Below are 16623 nucleotides of genomic sequence, written 5' to 3'. Positions count from 1 at the left end.
CAAACACGAGACATCGCTCGCGTTTCACTGGAACCAGAATGCGAGCGGTCACTCGCGTTTGTCAATCGCGCTCGGACAACTGGGGAAAACTCGTGCCCGACACCGCCGAGAACCAGGCGAAGGAACAGCCGGAGAACCGGGCGAAGGAACAGCCGCGCCGCCGCCAGGCCCGCGGCGAGCGCCGGATCGCCCAACTCCTCGAGGCCGCCGCCTCGGTCTTCTGCACCACCGGCTACACGGCCGCGAGCACCAACGCCATCGCCCGCGAGGCCGGGGTCTCCCCCGGGACGCTCTACCAGTTCTTCCCGAACAAGGAAGCGATCGCCATCGAACTGGGCGACCGGCTGATGCACGAGATGCGCGACGCCTACGGCGAGGCACTCGCCCCGGTGGACCCCGCGACCCCCCTGGAGGAGGCCGTCGGCGCCGCCGTCGACCGGTTCATCGCCTTCAACTGCGACCACCCGGTCTTCTTCGCCCTCATGCACGGCCCCGACATCCCCGGCCACATCGCCGAGGAGCACGACGCGCTGCACGCCACCCTGCTCGCCCGGATCGAGGGACTGCTCTCCTCACTGCTGCCCGACACCTCCCCCGCCGACCTCTCCCGTACCGCGCAGATGTGCCTGGGCCTGTACAAGGCGGGCCTGGAACTGGTCCTCGGCCACGAGGGCGCCGAGCAGGAGGCGTACGTCCAGGAGCTGAAGAACGTCCTCGTCCGCTACCTCGAACCCCTGGTCGGTGAGCGCCTCGGCCGCGGCGGGGCGCCGACTAGGCGTCTTTGAGAAATACCCCCTAGGGGTATAACGTGGACAGGGTGGAGGCCCTCCGGGACCGCCTCGGCCGGTCCGCGGCCGGCTCACGGCCGTCCCGCGGCCGACCATTCAGCCCACCCGCCTCGACGAGGAGTAACGAGATGACCGCCCACACCGACACTCCGGGAACCGTCACCGCCGTCTACCAGGTGAGCGGCATGAGCTGCGGCCACTGCGAGGGCGCCGTATCCGGCGAGATCTCCCGGCTTCCCGGCGTCACCTCGGTGAAGGCCGTCGCCTCCACCGGCGAGGTCACCGTCGTCTCCGCCGCCGCGCTGGACGACGAGGCCGTACGCGCCGCCGTCGACGAGGCCGGCTTCGAGCTGGCCGGCCGCGCCTGAGCCGTCCCCCCGGCAGCGGGCCGTGCCGACCGGTGGACACTGGTCGGACACGGCCCGTTCCGCTCCCTGGAGTCACGGACATGTCCAGCACCACCACGGCACCGAACGCCGCCGGGCCCTCCGAGGTCGAACTGCTCATCGGCGGGATGACCTGCGCCTCCTGCGCGGCCCGCGTCGAGAAGAAGCTCAACCGCATGGACGGCGTCACCGCGACGGTCAACTACGCGACGGAGAAGGCGCGGATCAGCTACGGCGCCGGGGTGGAGGTCGCCGACCTGATCTCGACCGTCGTCAGGACCGGCTACACCGCCGAGGAGCCCGCACCACCGGCCCCGGCCCCCGCGTCGGCCTCAAAAGGCACACCGGAAGGGACACCGGCGGAGTCGGCCGGGGACCGCGAACTGTCGGCCCTGCGCCACCGCCTCCTCGTCTGCGCCCTGCTCGCCACGCCCGTCGTCCTGACGGCGATGGTCCCGGTGCTCCAGTTCGACAACTGGCAGTGGCTGTCCCTGACGCTCGCCGCGCCCGTCGTCGTCTGGGGCGGCCTGCCCTTCCACCGGGCGGCCTGGACGAACCTGCGGCACGGCGCCGCCACCATGGACACGCTCGTCTCCGTCGGCACCCTGGCGGCGTTCGGCTGGTCGCTGTGGGCGCTGTTCCTGGGCGACGCGGGCATGCCCGGCATGCGGCACCCCTTCGAGCCGACCGTCTCGCGCACCGACGGCGCGTCCACGATCTACCTCGAGGTCGCCGCCGGCGTCACCGCCTTCCTCCTGCTCGGCCGCTTCCTGGAAGCCCGCTCCAAACGGCGTGCGGGCGCCGCGCTCCGGGCGCTGATGGACCTGGGCGCCAAGGACGTGGCCGTCCTGCGGGACGGGCGGGAGACCCGGATCCCGGTGGACCTGCTGGCCGTCGGGGACCGGTTCGTCGCCCGGCCCGGCGAGAAGATCGCCACCGACGGCACCGTCGTCGAGGGGGTCTCCGCCGTCGACGCCTCCCTGCTGACCGGTGAGTCCGTGCCGGTGGACGTGGGTCCGGGCGACGCGGTCACCGGCGCGACGGTGAACGCCGGCGGCCGGCTCGTCGTCGAGGCGACCCGGATCGGCGCGGACACCCGGCTCGCCCGCATGGCCCGGCTCGTCGAGGACGCGCAGAGCGGCAAGGCCGAAGTGCAGCGGCTGGCCGACCGGGTCGCCGGTGTTTTCGTCCCGGTGGTGCTGCTGATCGCCGCCGCCACCTTCGGCGCCTGGCTCGGCCTGACCGGGGACACCGTCGCCGCGTTCACGGCGGCCGTCGCGGTCCTGATCATCGCGTGCCCGTGCGCCCTGGGTCTCGCCACGCCGACCGCCCTCATGGTCGGCACCGGGCGGGGCGCCCAGCTCGGCATCCTCATCAAGGGCCCCGAGGTCCTGGAGAACACCCGCCGGGCCGACACCGTCGTCCTCGACAAGACCGGCACCGTCACCACCGGCCGGATGACCCTGCGGGAGGTGTACGCCGCCGAGGGCACCGACGAGAAGCAGTTGCTGCGGCTCGCGGGCGCCCTGGAGCACGCCTCGGAGCACCCGGTGGCCCGGGCGGTCGCCGCCGGCGCCGAGGAGCGGGCCGGCCGGCTGCCGTCGGCCGAGCACTTCGAGAACGTGCCGGGGCGCGGCGTACGCGGGCGCGTGGAGGGCCACGAGGTGGCCGTGGGGCGCCTCCTCGACGCCCTCCGCGACCTGCCGCCCGACGTGGCGCGCGCCAGGGACGAGGCCGAGAGCCGCGGGCGTACGGCCGTCGTCGTCGGGTGGGACGGGGCCGTACGCGGGGTGCTCACCGTGGCCGACGCGGTCAGGGAGAGCAGCGCCGAGGCCGTACGGGAGCTGCGCGCGCTCGGACTCACGCCGGTGCTGCTGACCGGGGACAACCGGGCGGTGGCCGAGGCGGTGGCGGCCGAGGTCGGCATCGACGAGGTGGTCGCCGAGGTGCTGCCCGAGGAGAAGGTGGCCGTCGTGCAGCGGCTCCAGGGCGAGGGGCGGGTCGTCGCCATGGTCGGCGACGGGGTCAACGACGCCGCCGCGCTCGCCACCGCCGATCTGGGCCTGGCGATGGGCACGGGCACGGACGCGGCGATCGAGGCGGGCGATCTGACACTGGTCCGCGGGGATCTGCGGGTCGCGGCGGACGCCATCCGGCTGTCCCGGCGCACCCTGGCCACCATCAAGGGCAACCTGGTGTGGGCCTTCGGCTACAACGTGGCCGCGCTGCCGCTGGCCGCGGCCGGGCTGCTCAACCCGATGCTCGCCGGGGCGGCGATGGCCTTCTCGTCCGTGTTCGTGGTGACGAACAGCCTGCGGCTGCGGACGTTCCGCTGAGGCGGGGCGAAGTGGCGGGAAGTTACCGGCGATTAGGACCAAGTCGAGACCACGGCCCCTCTGGAGTCCGGCGCGAGCCTCACATAAGCTCTTCACAAGGCTCGCGCATCATCCTTACGCTTGGGCCTCGATCGCTGTATCCGGGCTCTTGCGCATCTAACGGGACATACGCGAGAGACACAGATCACAGTGATGTGAAGGTAACCATCGAAGGGGTTCGACGGTCTAAGTTGGCGATGTCAGGAAGCGTCTTGGGGGGCGCGGACTGGCATCTGGGGATGTCTTGGGGGACTTCTCCAGAGATGCGTTGCCGGGGCACGCACACCGGGAAGCTTTGAGCGGCCCTCCCGGCGTGCGTTGTCCCGGCAGACCGCACACGGCAGGAGTACGGCGGGTCCCGCTCGTCGCGCTCAACTCCCGCCGTACGACAATCACATACGGCATCAGCGAATTCAGGCGCTGTGTCCTCCAGACGCCCGGCCGGATCCCGTGGGGGGAATCCGCACCGGGACATGGGAAGGCGCCCTGGTCGTCGGCCCGTGGGGGGACCGACGCACCAGGGCGCCTTCTTCATGCCCGCCGATGCCTCCGGCGACGTCTCGCGCCGCGTTCCCGTGCGCCGCAGGCGGGTACGGGGCTGCCCTTTCGGACAGCCCCTCGGCCCTGCGCCCGCACGCTGCGGGCAGCGGGGCACCGGAGAACGGTGCCCCGCGCCGACAGGTGTCAGCGCTCCCCGCCGAAAGGCGTCAGCGCTCCTCGACCGGGACGAAGTCGCGCTCGACGATGCCCGTGTAGATCTGGCGCGGGCGGCCGATGCGGGAGCCCGGCTCCTTGATCATCTCGTGCCACTGGGCGATCCAGCCCGGCAGCCGGCCGAGGGCGAACAGGACCGTGAACATCTCGGTCGGGAAGCCCATGGCCCGGTAGATCAGGCCAGTGTAGAAGTCGACGTTCGGGTAGAGGTTGCGCGAGACGAAGTAGTCGTCGGAGAGCGCGTGCTCCTCCAGCTTGAGCGCGATGTCCAGCAGCTCGTCGGACTTGCCGAGGGCGGAGAGGACGTCGTGGGCCGCGGCCTTGATGATCTTCGCGCGCGGGTCGAAGGACTTGTACACCCGGTGGCCGAAGCCCATCAGGCGGACGCCGTCCTCCTTGTTCTTCACCTTGCGGATGAAGGAGTCGACGTCGCCGCCGTTGGCCTGGATGCCCTCGAGCATCTCCAGGACGGACTGGTTGGCGCCGCCGTGCAGCGGGCCCCACAGGGCGTTGATGCCGGCCGAGATCGAGGCGAACATGTTGGCCTGCGAGGAGCCGACCAGGCGGACCGTGGACGTCGAACAGTTCTGCTCGTGGTCCGCGTGCAGGATCAGCAGCTTGTCGAGCGCGGAGACGACGACCGGGTCCAGGTCGTACTCCTGCGCGGGGACCGAGAAGGTCATGCGCAGGAAGTTCTCGACGTAGCCGAGGTCGTTGCGGGGGTAGACGAACGGGTGACCGATCGACTTCTTGTAGGCGTACGCCGCGATCGTCGGAAGCTTGGCGAGCAGACGGATCGTCGAGAGGTTGCGCTGCGTCTCGTCGAACGGGTTGTGGCTGTCCTGGTAGAACGTGGACAGCGCGGACACCACCGACGACAGCATGGCCATCGGGTGGGCGTCGCGCGGGAAACCCTTGTAGAAGTTCTTGACGTCCTCGTGCAGCAGGGTGTGCTGCGTGATGTCGTTCTTGAAGACGGTGAGCTCGTCGACGGTCGGCAGCTCGCCGTTGATCAGGAGGTACGCCACCTCGAGGAAGGTCGACCGCTCGGCCAGCTGCTCGATCGGGTAGCCGCGGTACCGGAGGATGCCCTGTTCGCCGTCGAGGTAGGTGATGGCGGATTTATAGGCGGCGGTGTTGCCGTAGCCGCTGTCCAGGGTCACGAGACCGGTCTGGGCGCGGAGCTTCCCGATGTCGAAGCCCTTGTCGCCGACGGTGCTGTCGATCACCGGGTAGGTGTACTCGCCGTCGCCGTACCGCAGTACTACAGCGTTGTTGGTGTGCTCGCTCACGTCATCCCTCACCGACGTTGTGCCTCTTCTTCGAGGTTGCCCTGACTGTCTCTACCATCCCCCATTTGGCGCATGAGAGTGCACTCGGGGTCGGCCATTGGGCTTATCGGCGGCACTCAGTGCCGCCAACTTGCTCATCCTGCCGCCTCCGTCACGGTTGCGGAAGAGCTCTGTGACCTTTGTGACTCATTTGATCGATCATTTTCCGCGCCCGCCCGCGAGCCGGAAGTCGAGAGCGGTGCAGCGGCGGCCCGCCGACACCGTGCGCACCGCCTGGCCGATCGCCTTGCGCGAGCCGACGAGGACGACCAGCCCCTTGGCGCGGGTGACGGCCGTATACAAAAGGTTCCGCTGGAGCATCATCCATGCTCCGGTGGTGACGGGGATCACCACGGCGGGATATTCGCTGCCCTGGGAACGGTGGATCGTCACCGCGTAGGCGTGGGCCAGCTCGTCCAGCTCGTCGAAGTCGTAGGGCACCTCCTCGTCCTCGTCGGTGCGCACGACGAGGCGCTGGTCGACCGGATCGAGCGAGGTGACCACGCCCACGGTGCCGTTGAAGACCCCGTTCTCCCCCTTGTCGTAGTTGTTGCGGATCTGGGTGACCTTGTCGCCGACGCGGAAGACCCGGCCGCCGAACCGCTTCTCGGCGACGTCGGGCCGGCCGGGAGTGATGGCCTGCTGGAGCAGCCCGTTGAGGGCGCCGGCGCCGGCCGGGCCGCGGTGCATGGGCGCGAGGACCTGTACGTCCCGGCGGGGGTCGAGGCCGAACTTGGCCGGAATGCGACGGGCGGCCACATCGACCGTGAGCCGGCCCGCCTCCTCCGTGTCGTCCTCGACGAAGAGGAAGAAGTCCTTCATGCCGTCGGTGACCGGATGCTGCCCCGCGTTGATCCGGTGCGCGTTGGTCACCACGCCGGACTGCTGCGCCTGGCGGAAAACGCGCGTCAGACGCACGGCGGGGATCGGGCCGCCGTCGGCCAGCAGATCGCGCAGCACCTCACCGGCGCCGACGCTGGGGAGCTGGTCGACGTCACCGACGAAGAGGAGATGGGCACCCGGCGGGACCGCCTTCACCAGCTTGTTGGCCAGCAGCAGGTCCAGCATCGAGGCCTCGTCGACGACCACCAGGTCGGCGTCCAGCGGGCGGTCGCGGTCGTACGCCGCGTCGCCGCCGGGCTTCAGTTCGAGGAGGCGGTGGACCGTGGAGGCCTCGGCGCCGGTCAGCTCGGCCAGGCGCTTGGCGGCGCGGCCGGTGGGGGCGGCGAGCACCACCTTCGCCTTTCTCGCGCGGGCCAGTTCGATGATCGAGCGGACCGTGAAGGACTTGCCGCAGCCGGGTCCGCCGGTGAGGACGGCGACCTTCTCGGTCAACGCGAGCTTGACGGCGGCCTCCTGCTCGGGGGCGAGGTCGGCACCGGTACGGGCCCGCAGCCAGGACAGCGCCTTGTCCCACGCCACGTCACGGAAGCCCGGCATGCGGTCCTCGTCGGTGCGCAGGAGGCGCAACAGCTGTGCGGAGAGGGAGAGTTCGGCCCGGTGGAAGGGGACCAGGTAGACCGCGGTGACGGGTTCCGCACCGCCGTCCGGGCCCGGCACGCGCTCCCGTACGACACCGGGGTCCTCGCCCTCCTCGACAGGCGCCGCGAGTTCGGCGAGGCAGTCGATGACGAGGCCGGTGTCCACCTGCAGCAGCTTCACCGCGTCGGCGATCAGGCGCTCCTCGGGCAGGTAGCAGTGGCCCTGGTCGCTGGACTGGGACAGCGCGTACTGCAGGCCCGCCTTGACGCGCTCCGGGCTGTCGTGCGGGATGCCGACGGACCGGGCGATCCGGTCGGCGGTGAGGAAGCCGATGCCCCAGACGTCGGCGGCGAGCCGGTAGGGGTGGTTCTTGACGACCGAGATGGAGGCGTCGCCGTACTTCTTGTAGATGCGGACCGCGATCGACGTCGACACCTCGACGGTCTGGAGGAAGAGCATGACCTCCTTGATCGCCTTCTGTTCCTCCCAGGCGTCGGCGATCTTCCTGGTGCGCTTCGGGCCGAGGCCGGGCACCTCGATCAGGCGCTTCGGCTCCTCCTCGATGATCTTCAGGGTGTCCATGCCGAAGTGCTGGGTGATGCGGTCGGCGAAGACCGGGCCGATGCCCTTGACCAGCCCTGATCCCAGGTAACGGCGGATGCCCTGGATGGTGGCGGGCAGCACGGTCGTGTAGTTCTCGACCGTGAACTGCTTGCCGTACTGCGGGTGGGAACCCCAACGCCCCTCCATCCGCAGGGACTCGCCGACCTGGGCGCCGAGCAGGGCGCCGACGACCGTCAGGAGGTCGCCGCCGCCCCGGCCGGTGTCGACGCGGGCGACCGTGTAGCCGTTCTCCTCGTTCGCGTACGTGATGCGTTCCAGCACGCCTTCCAGTACGGCCAGTCGCCGTTCCTCCGCCTGGGAGGCTCCCGCCTGAGTGGACATGGTCCGACGGTAGCGCCGAGGTGTGACATCACGGACGCCGGTCCGGGACCCGGGGAGACCGGCAACGGGACCGGGAGACGCATCGGCAACGGGACCGGGCGCGGGATCGGCAGTGACCGGGTGCGGGATCACGGGGCTCCGAGGCGGTCGGGGCCGGACCGCGCCCCCGTCGGCGGCCTAGCCGCGGCGGGCCGTTCCGGCGGACGGCGTGGAGCGTGGCCTCGGGGACAGTGCCGCGCGCAGCGCCGGGGTCAGGACGCGGCGGGCCTCGGACGGGGTGAGGGCGGCGGGGGTGGGGAGGGGGTTGAGGTAGCGGGTGTAGATGAGGCCGCCCAGGATCGTCACGGCGGCCGTGGCGCGGGCGGTCGCGTCCCGGCCGCCGAGGAATTCAACAAGCCGGGCCAGCAGCTCGTGTTCCAGGTACTCGCGGATCACCTCGGCGGCTTCCTCGCCCTGGGCGCTCAGCCGGACGAAGTCGGCGTTCTCCCACAGGTCCGTCACCGCGTCGATCAGGCGGTCGGGGAGGGTGGCCGGGTCGCCGCCGAGGACGTCGTCCACCGCCAGTGCGTTGGCGCACTGGAACTGCATCACGTCCGCGAACAGGCCTCTCTTCGAGCCGAAGTGGTAGGCGATCAGGGCGGGGTCGACCCCGGCCGCCCCGGCCACCGCGCGCAGGGTGGTGCGCCGGTAGCCGCTTCGGAGGAAGAGGTCGCGGGCCGCCGTGACGATCGACTCGCGGGTCGGCGGGTTGCCGCGGGGGCGGCCTCGGGTGCGGGCGGGGGCAGGGCCGGAGTTATTCATCGGCGTTGAGCCTGCGAGCTGCGATCCGCACAGTCAAGGGCGTTCCGACACCACACGAAGGGATGCCCCGACACCATGCGCATCGCAGTCTTCGGCGCCAACGGACCGACCGGCCGCCACCTGACCGACCAGGCCCTCGCGGGCGGCCACGAGGTCGTCGCCGTGACCCGCCGCCCCGGTTCCCTGCCCGCACGGCCCGGCCTCGTGGCGGCCGTCGCCGACGCCACCGACCCGGTGGCCGTCGACGCCGCGATCGACGGGACCGACGCCGTCCTCTCCGTGGTGGGCACGCGCTTCAGCAAGGAGACCATCACCACGTACTCGGCGAGCGCGATCGTCGTCACCGCCGCGATGGCCCGGCGCGGCGTCAAGCGGCTGCTCGTCGTCAGCTCCAACGTCATGGACCCGCACTGGCGTCCCACCGGCGCGCACTTCTTCAACCACGTGCTCGACCCGCTGGTGACCCGGCGTCTCGGCCGCACCCTCCACGCGGACATGCGCCGCATGGAGGACGTGATCAGCGGGACGGACCTCGACTGGACCCTGGTACGGCCCTCGGGCCTCTTCGACCACCCCGTCGTCACCGACTACCTCACCTCCGAGACCAGCGCCGACGGCGTCTTCACCGCCCGTGCCGACCTCGCCGCCGCCATGCTGCGCGAGCTGGAGGAGGGCCGGTACGTCCGCAAGGCCATGGGGGTCGTCACGACGGCCGTCAAGCCGAACATGGTCAAGCTGATCTGGAACGAGGGCGTGAAGAAGAAGTGAGCCGGACGACCGCCGAACTCACGCCCGCGGCAGGGGCGTTCCTCACGCGTCCCGCCACGGCCGCCTTCACCACCCTGCGCCCCGACGGCACCCCGCACATCACCCCCGTCCGCTTCACCTACGACCCGGCGGCCGGCCTGGCCCGGGTGACCACCCGCGCCGGAGCCCGCAAGGCCCGCAACGTGGCGGCGGGCGGCCCGGCGGCCCCTGTCGCGCTCTGCCAGGCGGACGGTTTCCGCTGGGTCACCCTCGAAGGCCGGGCCGTCGTCACCGACGACCCGGAGCGCCTGGCCGAGGCGGTCCGCCGCTACACCGCCCGCTACCGCATGCCCCCGCCCTTCCCGCCGGACCTGGTCGTCGTCGAGATCACCGTCGCCCGCGTCCTGAGCCTCAACCTCTGAGCCCTCGACCTGCACCTCGCGACCTGCACCTCGACCCCGGCGAGGCCCGGTCGGCCGGCCTGCGCGGGCCCGCCCCAGGCCCTCCGGCCCGAGCCCCCGGCCTGTTCCCCGGCATCGAAAGCGACGTGACACCGCGATGCCCGCCCTCCCCGTCCTCGGAGCCGCCCTCCACCACCGGGAGGCCGGTGATCCCGGCGGGCTGCCGTTCGTCCTCCGCCGCGGCGCCGCCCCCCGCGGCCCCCCCCCCGGGGCCGCGGGGGGGGGGGCCGGGGGGGGGGGGGGGGGGGGGCGGGGGGGGGGCCCACGGCCCCCCCCGCCCCCCCCCCCCCGCCGGGGGGGGCGGGGGGGGGGGGGGGCGGCGCCCCCCCCCCCCCGCGCCCGGCTCCGGGAGACGACATCACGATCCGGTCTCGGGGTCTTGCGCGCCACCCGTGTAATCGATTCCAATCCTCCGTGACGCACATGTAAACGATTCCACAAGGAGGTGGAGCGGCGATGGCGAGCATCAAGGACGTCGCGGCCGGGGCGGGCGTCTCCGTCGCCACGGTGTCGCGTGTCCTGAACGACCATCCGTCGGTCAGCGAGGACGCACGCACGCGCGTGCTGGCCGCCGTCGAGGCCCTGGGCTACCGCCCGAACGCCGTCGCCAGGTCGCTGCGCACCGACCAGACCCACACCCTCGGCCTGGTCATCAGCGACGTGATGAACCCCTACTTCACCGAGCTGGCCCGCTCCGTCGAGGAGGAGGCCCGCGCGCTCGGCTACAGCGTCATCATCGGCAACGCCGACGAGCGGCCCGACCTCCAGGACCACCACGTACGAACCCTGCTGGACCGCCGGATCGACGGTCTGCTCGTCTCCCCCACCGACGGCGGCTCGCCGCTGATGCTGGAGGCCGCGCGCGCGGGGACCCCGATGGTGTTCGTCGACCGGTGGATACCGGGCGTGGACGTGCCGGTCGTCCGGGCCGACGGACGGGCCGCCGTACGGGATCTGGTGGCGCACCTGCACCGGCTGGGGCACCGCCGGCTCGCGATCATCGCGGGCCCGGCCGCCACCACCACCGGCAGCGAGCGCGTCGAGGCGTTCCGCGAGGCCCTGGGCGCCTGCGGCATCGAGCTTCCGGACGCCTACATCGGGCAGGGCGACTTCCAGGCCGAGAGCGGCCGGCGGGTCACCGAGGGCTTCCTCGACCTGCCCGAGCCGCCCGAGGTCGTGTTCGCCGCCGACAACCTGATGGCGCTGGGCGCGCTGGACGCCGTACGCGCGCGCGGGCTGCGGGTTCCCGACGACATCGCGCTCGCCGCGTTCGACGACATCCCGTGGTTCGTGCACACCGATCCCCCGGTCACCGCCGTCGCCCAGCCGACGGGCGAACTGGGCCGCGCGGCCGTACGCGCGCTGGTCGACCGGATCGAGGGGCGGACCCCGCGGTCCGTCACCCTCCCCGCCCGTCTGGTCGTGCGCCGCTCGTGCGGCGAGACGGGCGGCGCCGGCGGCACCGGCGAGAACGGCGGCACCGGCGAGAACGGCGAGAACTCAGCAAAGGACAGGAGCCAGTCGTGAGCAACGCGGACGAGTTGCTGCGCATCGAAGGCATACGCAAGACCTTCCCCGGGGTGGTCGCGCTCGACAGCGTCGACTTCGACCTGCGGCGGGGCGAGGTGCATGTGCTGCTCGGTGAGAACGGCGCGGGCAAGAGCACCCTCATCAAGATGCTCTCCGGCGCCTACACGCCCGACGCCGGGCGGATCCTGGCCGGCGGCGAGGAGGTGCGCATCCACGGGGCGCAGGACTCCGAGCGCCTCGGGATCGCCACCATCTACCAGGAGTTCAACCTCGTCCCCGACCTGACGGTCGCCGAGAACATCTTCCTGGGGCGCCAGCCGCGCCGGTTCGGGATGATCGACCGCAAGCGGATGGAGGCCGAGGCCGCCGTCCTGCTGGAGCGGGTCGGCGTCACCGTGTCGCCCCGCGCGCGGGTGCGTGATCTGGGCATCGCCCGCCTGCAGATGGTCGAGATCGCCAAGGCGCTGAGCCTGGACGCGCGCGTGCTGATCATGGACGAGCCGACGGCCGTGCTCACCTCCGAGGAGGTCGAGAAGCTCTTCGCGATCGTGCGCAGGCTGCGCGAGGACGGCGTGGGCATCGTGTTCATCACCCACCACCTGGAGGAGATCGCGGCGCTGGGCGACCGGGTCACGGTCATCCGGGACGGCAGGAGCGTCGGGCAGGTCCCGGCGTCCACGCCCGAGGACGAGCTGGTACGGCTGATGGTGGGCCGTTCCATCGAGCAGCAGTACCCGCGGGAGCGCGCCGAGGCCGGCGCCGCCCTGCTGTCCGTCGAGGGGCTGACGCGGGACGGTGTCTTCCACGACGTCAGCTTCGAGGTGCGGGCCGGCGAGGTCGTCGGTGTGGCGGGGCTGGTCGGCGCGGGCCGTACCGAGGTCGTGCGGGCCGTCTTCGGGGCGGACCCCTACGACCACGGGGCCGTGCGGGTGGCGGGCGCGCGGCTGCCCCGCCACGACGTGCCGGCGGCCATGGCCGCCGGGATCGGGCTGGTGCCGGAGGACCGCAAGGGGCAGGGGCTGGTGCTGGACGCCTCCGTCGAGGAGAACCTCGGCCTGGTGACCCTGCGTTCGGCCACCCGCGCCGGGCTCGTCGATCTCAAGGGGCAGCACGAGGCCGCGGGCCGCATCGCCGGACAGCTCGGCGTGCGCATGGCCGGGCTCGGCCAGCAGGTGCGCACGCTGTCCGGCGGCAACCAGCAGAAGGTCGTCATCGGCAAGTGGCTCCTGGCCGACACCAGGGTGCTGATCCTCGACGAGCCGACGCGCGGTATCGACGTCGGCGCCAAGGTGGAGATCTACCAGCTCATCAACGAGCTGACGGCCGCCGGGGCCGCCGTCCTGATGATCTCCAGTGACCTGCCCGAGGTGCTCGGCATGAGCGACCGGGTGCTGGTGATGGCCCAGGGCCGGATCGCCGGCGAACTCCCGGCGGGCGAGGCCACCCAGGACGCGGTGATGGCACTCGCCGTGAGCACCCCCACGACCCCTACCACCCCTACCACCCCTACGACCACTGAAGTGGAGGCCGGCCGTGGCCGCTGACACGCTCAAGAGCACGACGGGCGCCGGTGGCGGCGCCGCGGCGGTGCGCCGCCTGCTGCTCGACAACGGGGCGCTCACCGCGCTCATCGTCCTCGTCGTCGCCATGTCGGCGCTGTCGGGCGACTTCCTGACGACGGACAACCTGCTCAACGTGGGTGTCCAGGCGGCCGTGACCGCCATCCTCGCCTTCGGCGTGACCTTCGTGATCGTCTCGGCGGGCATCGACCTGTCGGTCGGCTCGGTGGCGGCGCTGTCGGCCACCGTCCTCGCCTGGAGCGCCACCTCGCACGGCGTGCCGGTCGTCCTCGCGGTCGTCCTGGCCGTCGCCACCGGCATCGCGGCCGGCCTGGTGAACGGTTTCCTCATCGCCTACGGCAAGCTGCCGCCGTTCATCGCGACGCTCGCCATGCTGTCGGTGGCCCGCGGTCTGTCGCTGGTGATCTCCGAGGGCTCCCCGATCGCCTTCCCCGACTCCGTCTCGCACCTCGGGGACACGCTCGGCGGCTGGCTGCCGGTGCCCGTGCTGGTCATGGTCGTCATGGGCCTGATCGCCGCGTTCGTCCTGGGCCGCACCTACATCGGCCGCTCGATGTACGCCATCGGCGGCAACGAGGAGGCCGCGCGCCTGTCCGGCCTGCGGGTGAAGAAGCAGAAGCTCGCCATCTACGCGCTGTCGGGCGTGTTCGCCGCCGCGGCGGGCGTCGTGCTCGCCTCCCGGCTGTCCTCCGCGCAGCCGCAGGCCGCCGACGGCTACGAGCTGGACGCGATCGCCGCGGTCGTCATCGGCGGCGCCTCCCTCGCCGGTGGTACGGGCAAGGCGTCCGGCACCCTGATCGGCGCGCTGATCCTCGCCGTGCTGCGCAACGGCCTCAACCTGCTGTCGGTGTCGGCGTTCTGGCAGCAGGTCGTCATCGGTGTCGTCATCGCGCTGGCCGTGCTGCTGGACACCGTGCGGCGCAGGGCCGGGGCGACCCCGGTGGCCGCCGGGACCGGCGGCGGCAAGGGCCGGCAGGCGGCGACGTACGGGCTGGCCGCGGTCGTCACCGTGGCGGTGGTCGGCGCGACCTCCTTCCTGCACGGCGGCACCTCGTCGACCGCGAACCCGAAGGTCGGTCTCGCGCTGTCCACCCTCAACAACCCGTTCTTCGTGCAGATCCAGTCCGGCGCGAAGGCCGAGGCGAAGAAGCTGGGCGTCGACCTGACCGTCACCGACGCGCAGAACGACGCCTCGCAGCAGGCCAACCAGCTCCAGAACTTCACCAGTTCCGGCTACGACGCGATCGTCGTCAACCCGGTGGACTCCGACGCGGCCGGTCCGGCCGTGCGCGCCGCCGACAAGGCGGAGATCCCGGTCGTCGCGGTCGACCGCGGCGTCAACAAGGCGACCACCGACGCGCTCGTGGCCTCCGACAACGTGTCCGGCGGTGAACTCGCCGCCAAGACCGTCGCCGAGAAGCTGGGCGGCACCGGCAAGATCGTGATCCTCCAGGGCCAGGCGGGCACCTCCGCGGCCCGCGAGCGCGCCGAGGGCTTCGCCAAGGGCCTGAAGGCCTACCCCGGCATCCGGGTGCTGGCCCAGCAGCCGGCCGACTTCGACCGCACCAAGGGCCTCGACGTGATGTCGAACCTGCTCCAGGCCCACCCGGACGTCCAGGGCGTCATCGCCGCCAACGACGAGATGGCGCTCGGCGCGATCAAGGCACTCGGCTCCAAGGCCGGCAAGTCCGTCCAGGTCGTCGGCTTCGACGGCACGCCCGACGGCCTGACCGCGGTCGGGAACGGCACGCTGTACGCGTCCGTGGCGCAGCAGCCCTCGGAGCTGGGCAGGATCGCCGTGGACAACGCGCTCAAGGCGCTGCAGGGCAAGAAGGTCGCGGAGACGGTGAAGGTGCCGGTGAAGGTGGTCACGAAGGAGAACGTGGCCGGCTTCAGCGGCTGACATCCGGCAAGCGGGCGCAGTGGGCGGGCGGTCGGAGGACCGCCCGCCTCGCGCCGTGTACGCATGTACGTAGGGGAGTACTCATGTACGACTACGACCTCCTGGTCGTGGGGTCGGCCAACGCCGACCTGGTGATCGGCGTCGAACGGCGCCCGGCGGCGGGCGAGACGGTCCTCGGCTCGGACCTGGCCGTCCACCCGGGCGGCAAGGGCGCCAACCAGGCGGTGGCGGCCGCCCGTCTCGGCGCCCGTACGGCGCTGCTGGCCCGGACCGGCGACGACGCGTACGGCCGGCTGCTGCTCGACTCGCAGCGGGCGGCCGGGGTGGACACCGTGGGTGTGCTGGTGGGCGGGGCGCCGACCGGGATCGCGCTGATCACGGTGGACCCGTCGGGCGACAACAGCATCGTGGTGTCCCCGGGCGCCAACGGGCGCCTGACCCCGGACGACGTGCGCGCCGCCACCGGCCTGGTGCGGGCCTCCCGTGTGGTGTCGGCGCAGCTGGAGATCCCGCTGGAGACGGTCGTGGAGGTCGTACGGAACCTGGCGCCGGGCAGCCGCTTCGTGCTGAACCCGTCGCCGCCGCGTCCGCTGCCCGCCGAGGTGCTGGCGGCCTGCGATCCGCTGATCGTCAACGAGCACGAGGCGAAGGTCGTCCTCGGGGAGACGGGGACAGGGGACACGGTGGCCGACGGCCGGCCCGAGGAGTGGGCGCGGTCGCTGCTCGCGAAGGGACCGAAGTCGGTGGTCGTCACGCTGGGTTCGCAGGGCGCGCTGGTGGCGTCCGCGGAGGGCGTGGAGCGGGTGGCGGCGGTGAAGGTCGACGCCGTGGACACCACCGGGGCGGGCGACTCCTTCACGGCGGCGCTGGCGTGGAAACTGGGCGCGGGGGCCTCGCTCGCGGAGGCCGCGGCGTACGCGGCCCGGGTGGGAGCGGTGGCCGTGACCCGGCCGGGCGCGCAGGAGTCGTTCCCCACGGCGGCGGAGGTCGATGCGCTGTGAGGAAGGACGGAATTCTCAACCGTCATCTCGCGGGTGCGCTCGCCGAGTTGGGACACGGCCACGGGGTGCTGGTGTGCGACGCGGGCATGCCGATCCCGGAGGGCCCACGTGTCGTGGACCTCGCCTTCCGGGCGGGGATCCCCTCCTTCGCGGAGGTCCTGGAGGGCCTGCTGGCCGAGCTGGTCGTGGAGGGCGCGACGGCGGCCTGCGAGGTACGGGAGGCGAACCCGGCGGCGGCCGCACTGCTGGACGCGCGCTTCCCCGCACTGACCCTGGTCCCGCACGAGGAGCTGAAGAGGCTGTCGGCGGGGGCCCGCCTGGTGGTGCGCACGGGCGAGGCCCGGCCGTACGCGAACGTGCTGCTGCGCTGCGGGGTGTTCTTCTGACCGGGTGAGGTGCGGGGACGCTTCGAGGGGCCCGGTCGGTGGACCGGGCCCCTTCCGTACGCAGAGGGACCCGTACACGGCCGTCGGCGACTTCTCGCCGGAGGAGGGCGAACTGGACCAGGTGCTGTTCGGGGTTCGGGTCGAAGTGGAGCCGAACGTTTCCCGTCCGGTTGGTTTGACCACCTGTTAACGT

General features: G+C 72.0%; 13 protein-coding genes. 10 read left to right on the top strand and 3 right to left on the bottom strand.

Going from position 1 to position 16623, the window contains the following annotated elements; all coding sequences use genetic code 11:
• Nucleotides 1-92: 92 nt before the first annotated feature.
• From ACIP5W_RS12540 to ACIP5W_RS12530, 3 genes are all read left to right on the top strand, one after another.
• Complete coding sequence (locus ACIP5W_RS12540) at nt 93-785, top strand: TetR/AcrR family transcriptional regulator (RefSeq protein WP_401470862.1); 693 nt, start codon at nt 93-95, stop codon at nt 783-785.
• A 131-nt stretch (nt 786-916) separates the two neighbouring features.
• Nucleotides 917-1156, top strand: coding sequence for a heavy-metal-associated domain-containing protein (locus ACIP5W_RS12535; RefSeq protein ID WP_401470859.1), 240 nt, complete (start codon nt 917-919; stop codon nt 1154-1156).
• Nucleotides 1157-1236: 80 nt separating this feature from the next.
• On the top strand, nt 1237-3510 hold the full coding sequence (locus ACIP5W_RS12530; RefSeq protein ID WP_401470857.1) for a heavy metal translocating P-type ATPase: 2274 nt from the start codon (nt 1237-1239) through the stop codon (nt 3508-3510).
• Nucleotides 3511-4256: 746 nt separating this feature from the next.
• On the opposite strand, the gene ACIP5W_RS12525 is transcribed toward ACIP5W_RS12530, so the two are convergent.
• The 3 genes from ACIP5W_RS12525 to ACIP5W_RS12515 form a co-directional block, all read right to left on the bottom strand.
• The gene (locus ACIP5W_RS12525) at nt 4257-5555 is read right to left on the bottom strand and encodes a citrate synthase (protein WP_398094164.1); all 1299 of its coding nucleotides are present in this window, start codon (nt 5553-5555) and stop codon (nt 4257-4259) included.
• A gap of 198 nt (nt 5556-5753) precedes the next feature.
• The gene (locus ACIP5W_RS12520; protein WP_401470853.1) at nt 5754-8021 is read right to left on the bottom strand and encodes an ATP-dependent RecD-like DNA helicase; all 2268 of its coding nucleotides are present in this window, start codon (nt 8019-8021) and stop codon (nt 5754-5756) included.
• A 177-nt stretch (nt 8022-8198) separates the two neighbouring features.
• Nucleotides 8199-8822 carry a TetR/AcrR family transcriptional regulator gene (locus tag ACIP5W_RS12515; protein WP_401470850.1) on the bottom strand — a complete coding sequence of 208 codons (624 nt, stop codon included), beginning with the start codon at nt 8820-8822 and terminating at the stop codon, nt 8199-8201.
• Nucleotides 8823-8897: 75 nt separating this feature from the next.
• On the opposite strand from ACIP5W_RS12515, the gene ACIP5W_RS12510 reads away from it, so the two are divergent.
• The 7 genes from ACIP5W_RS12510 (at nt 8898) to rbsD (ending at nt 16430) form a co-directional block, all read left to right on the top strand.
• Nucleotides 8898-9590, top strand: coding sequence for an NAD(P)-dependent oxidoreductase (locus ACIP5W_RS12510; protein WP_401470847.1), 693 nt, complete (start codon nt 8898-8900; stop codon nt 9588-9590).
• Complete coding sequence (locus ACIP5W_RS12505; protein ID WP_401470845.1) at nt 9587-9991, top strand: pyridoxamine 5'-phosphate oxidase family protein; 405 nt, start codon at nt 9587-9589, stop codon at nt 9989-9991. Before ACIP5W_RS12510 ends, ACIP5W_RS12505 begins: the two co-directional genes overlap by 4 nt.
• 495 nt (nt 9992-10486) lie before the next feature.
• Nucleotides 10487-11557: a LacI family DNA-binding transcriptional regulator gene (locus ACIP5W_RS12500; protein ID WP_401470842.1), complete on the top strand. Its 1071-nt coding sequence runs from the start codon at nt 10487-10489 to the stop codon at nt 11555-11557.
• Nucleotides 11554-13104, top strand: a complete 1551-nt coding sequence (locus tag ACIP5W_RS12495) for a sugar ABC transporter ATP-binding protein (RefSeq protein WP_401470839.1) — start codon at nt 11554-11556, stop codon at nt 13102-13104. Before ACIP5W_RS12500 ends, ACIP5W_RS12495 begins: the two co-directional genes overlap by 4 nt.
• Entirely contained in the window at nt 13094-15043 is a 1950-nt protein-coding gene (locus ACIP5W_RS12490) for a substrate-binding domain-containing protein (RefSeq protein WP_401470836.1), read from the top strand. The genes ACIP5W_RS12495 and ACIP5W_RS12490 overlap by 11 nt, the downstream gene beginning before the upstream one ends.
• Nucleotides 15044-15126: 83 nt before the next feature.
• Complete coding sequence (locus ACIP5W_RS12485) at nt 15127-16044, top strand: ribokinase (protein WP_401470833.1); 918 nt, start codon at nt 15127-15129, stop codon at nt 16042-16044.
• Nucleotides 16041-16430 carry a D-ribose pyranase gene (gene rbsD / locus ACIP5W_RS12480; RefSeq protein WP_401470830.1) on the top strand — a complete coding sequence of 130 codons (390 nt, stop codon included), beginning with the start codon at nt 16041-16043 and terminating at the stop codon, nt 16428-16430. The genes ACIP5W_RS12485 and rbsD overlap by 4 nt, the downstream gene beginning before the upstream one ends.
• The last annotated feature ends 193 nt before the right edge of the window (nt 16431-16623 follow it).

The sequence above is a fragment of the Streptomyces sp. NPDC088766 genome (genome assembly GCF_044750845.1).
In the GTDB taxonomy this organism is placed as follows: domain Bacteria; phylum Actinomycetota; class Actinomycetes; order Streptomycetales; family Streptomycetaceae; genus Streptomyces.
This window is presented reverse-complemented; position numbering and strand designations above follow the sequence as displayed.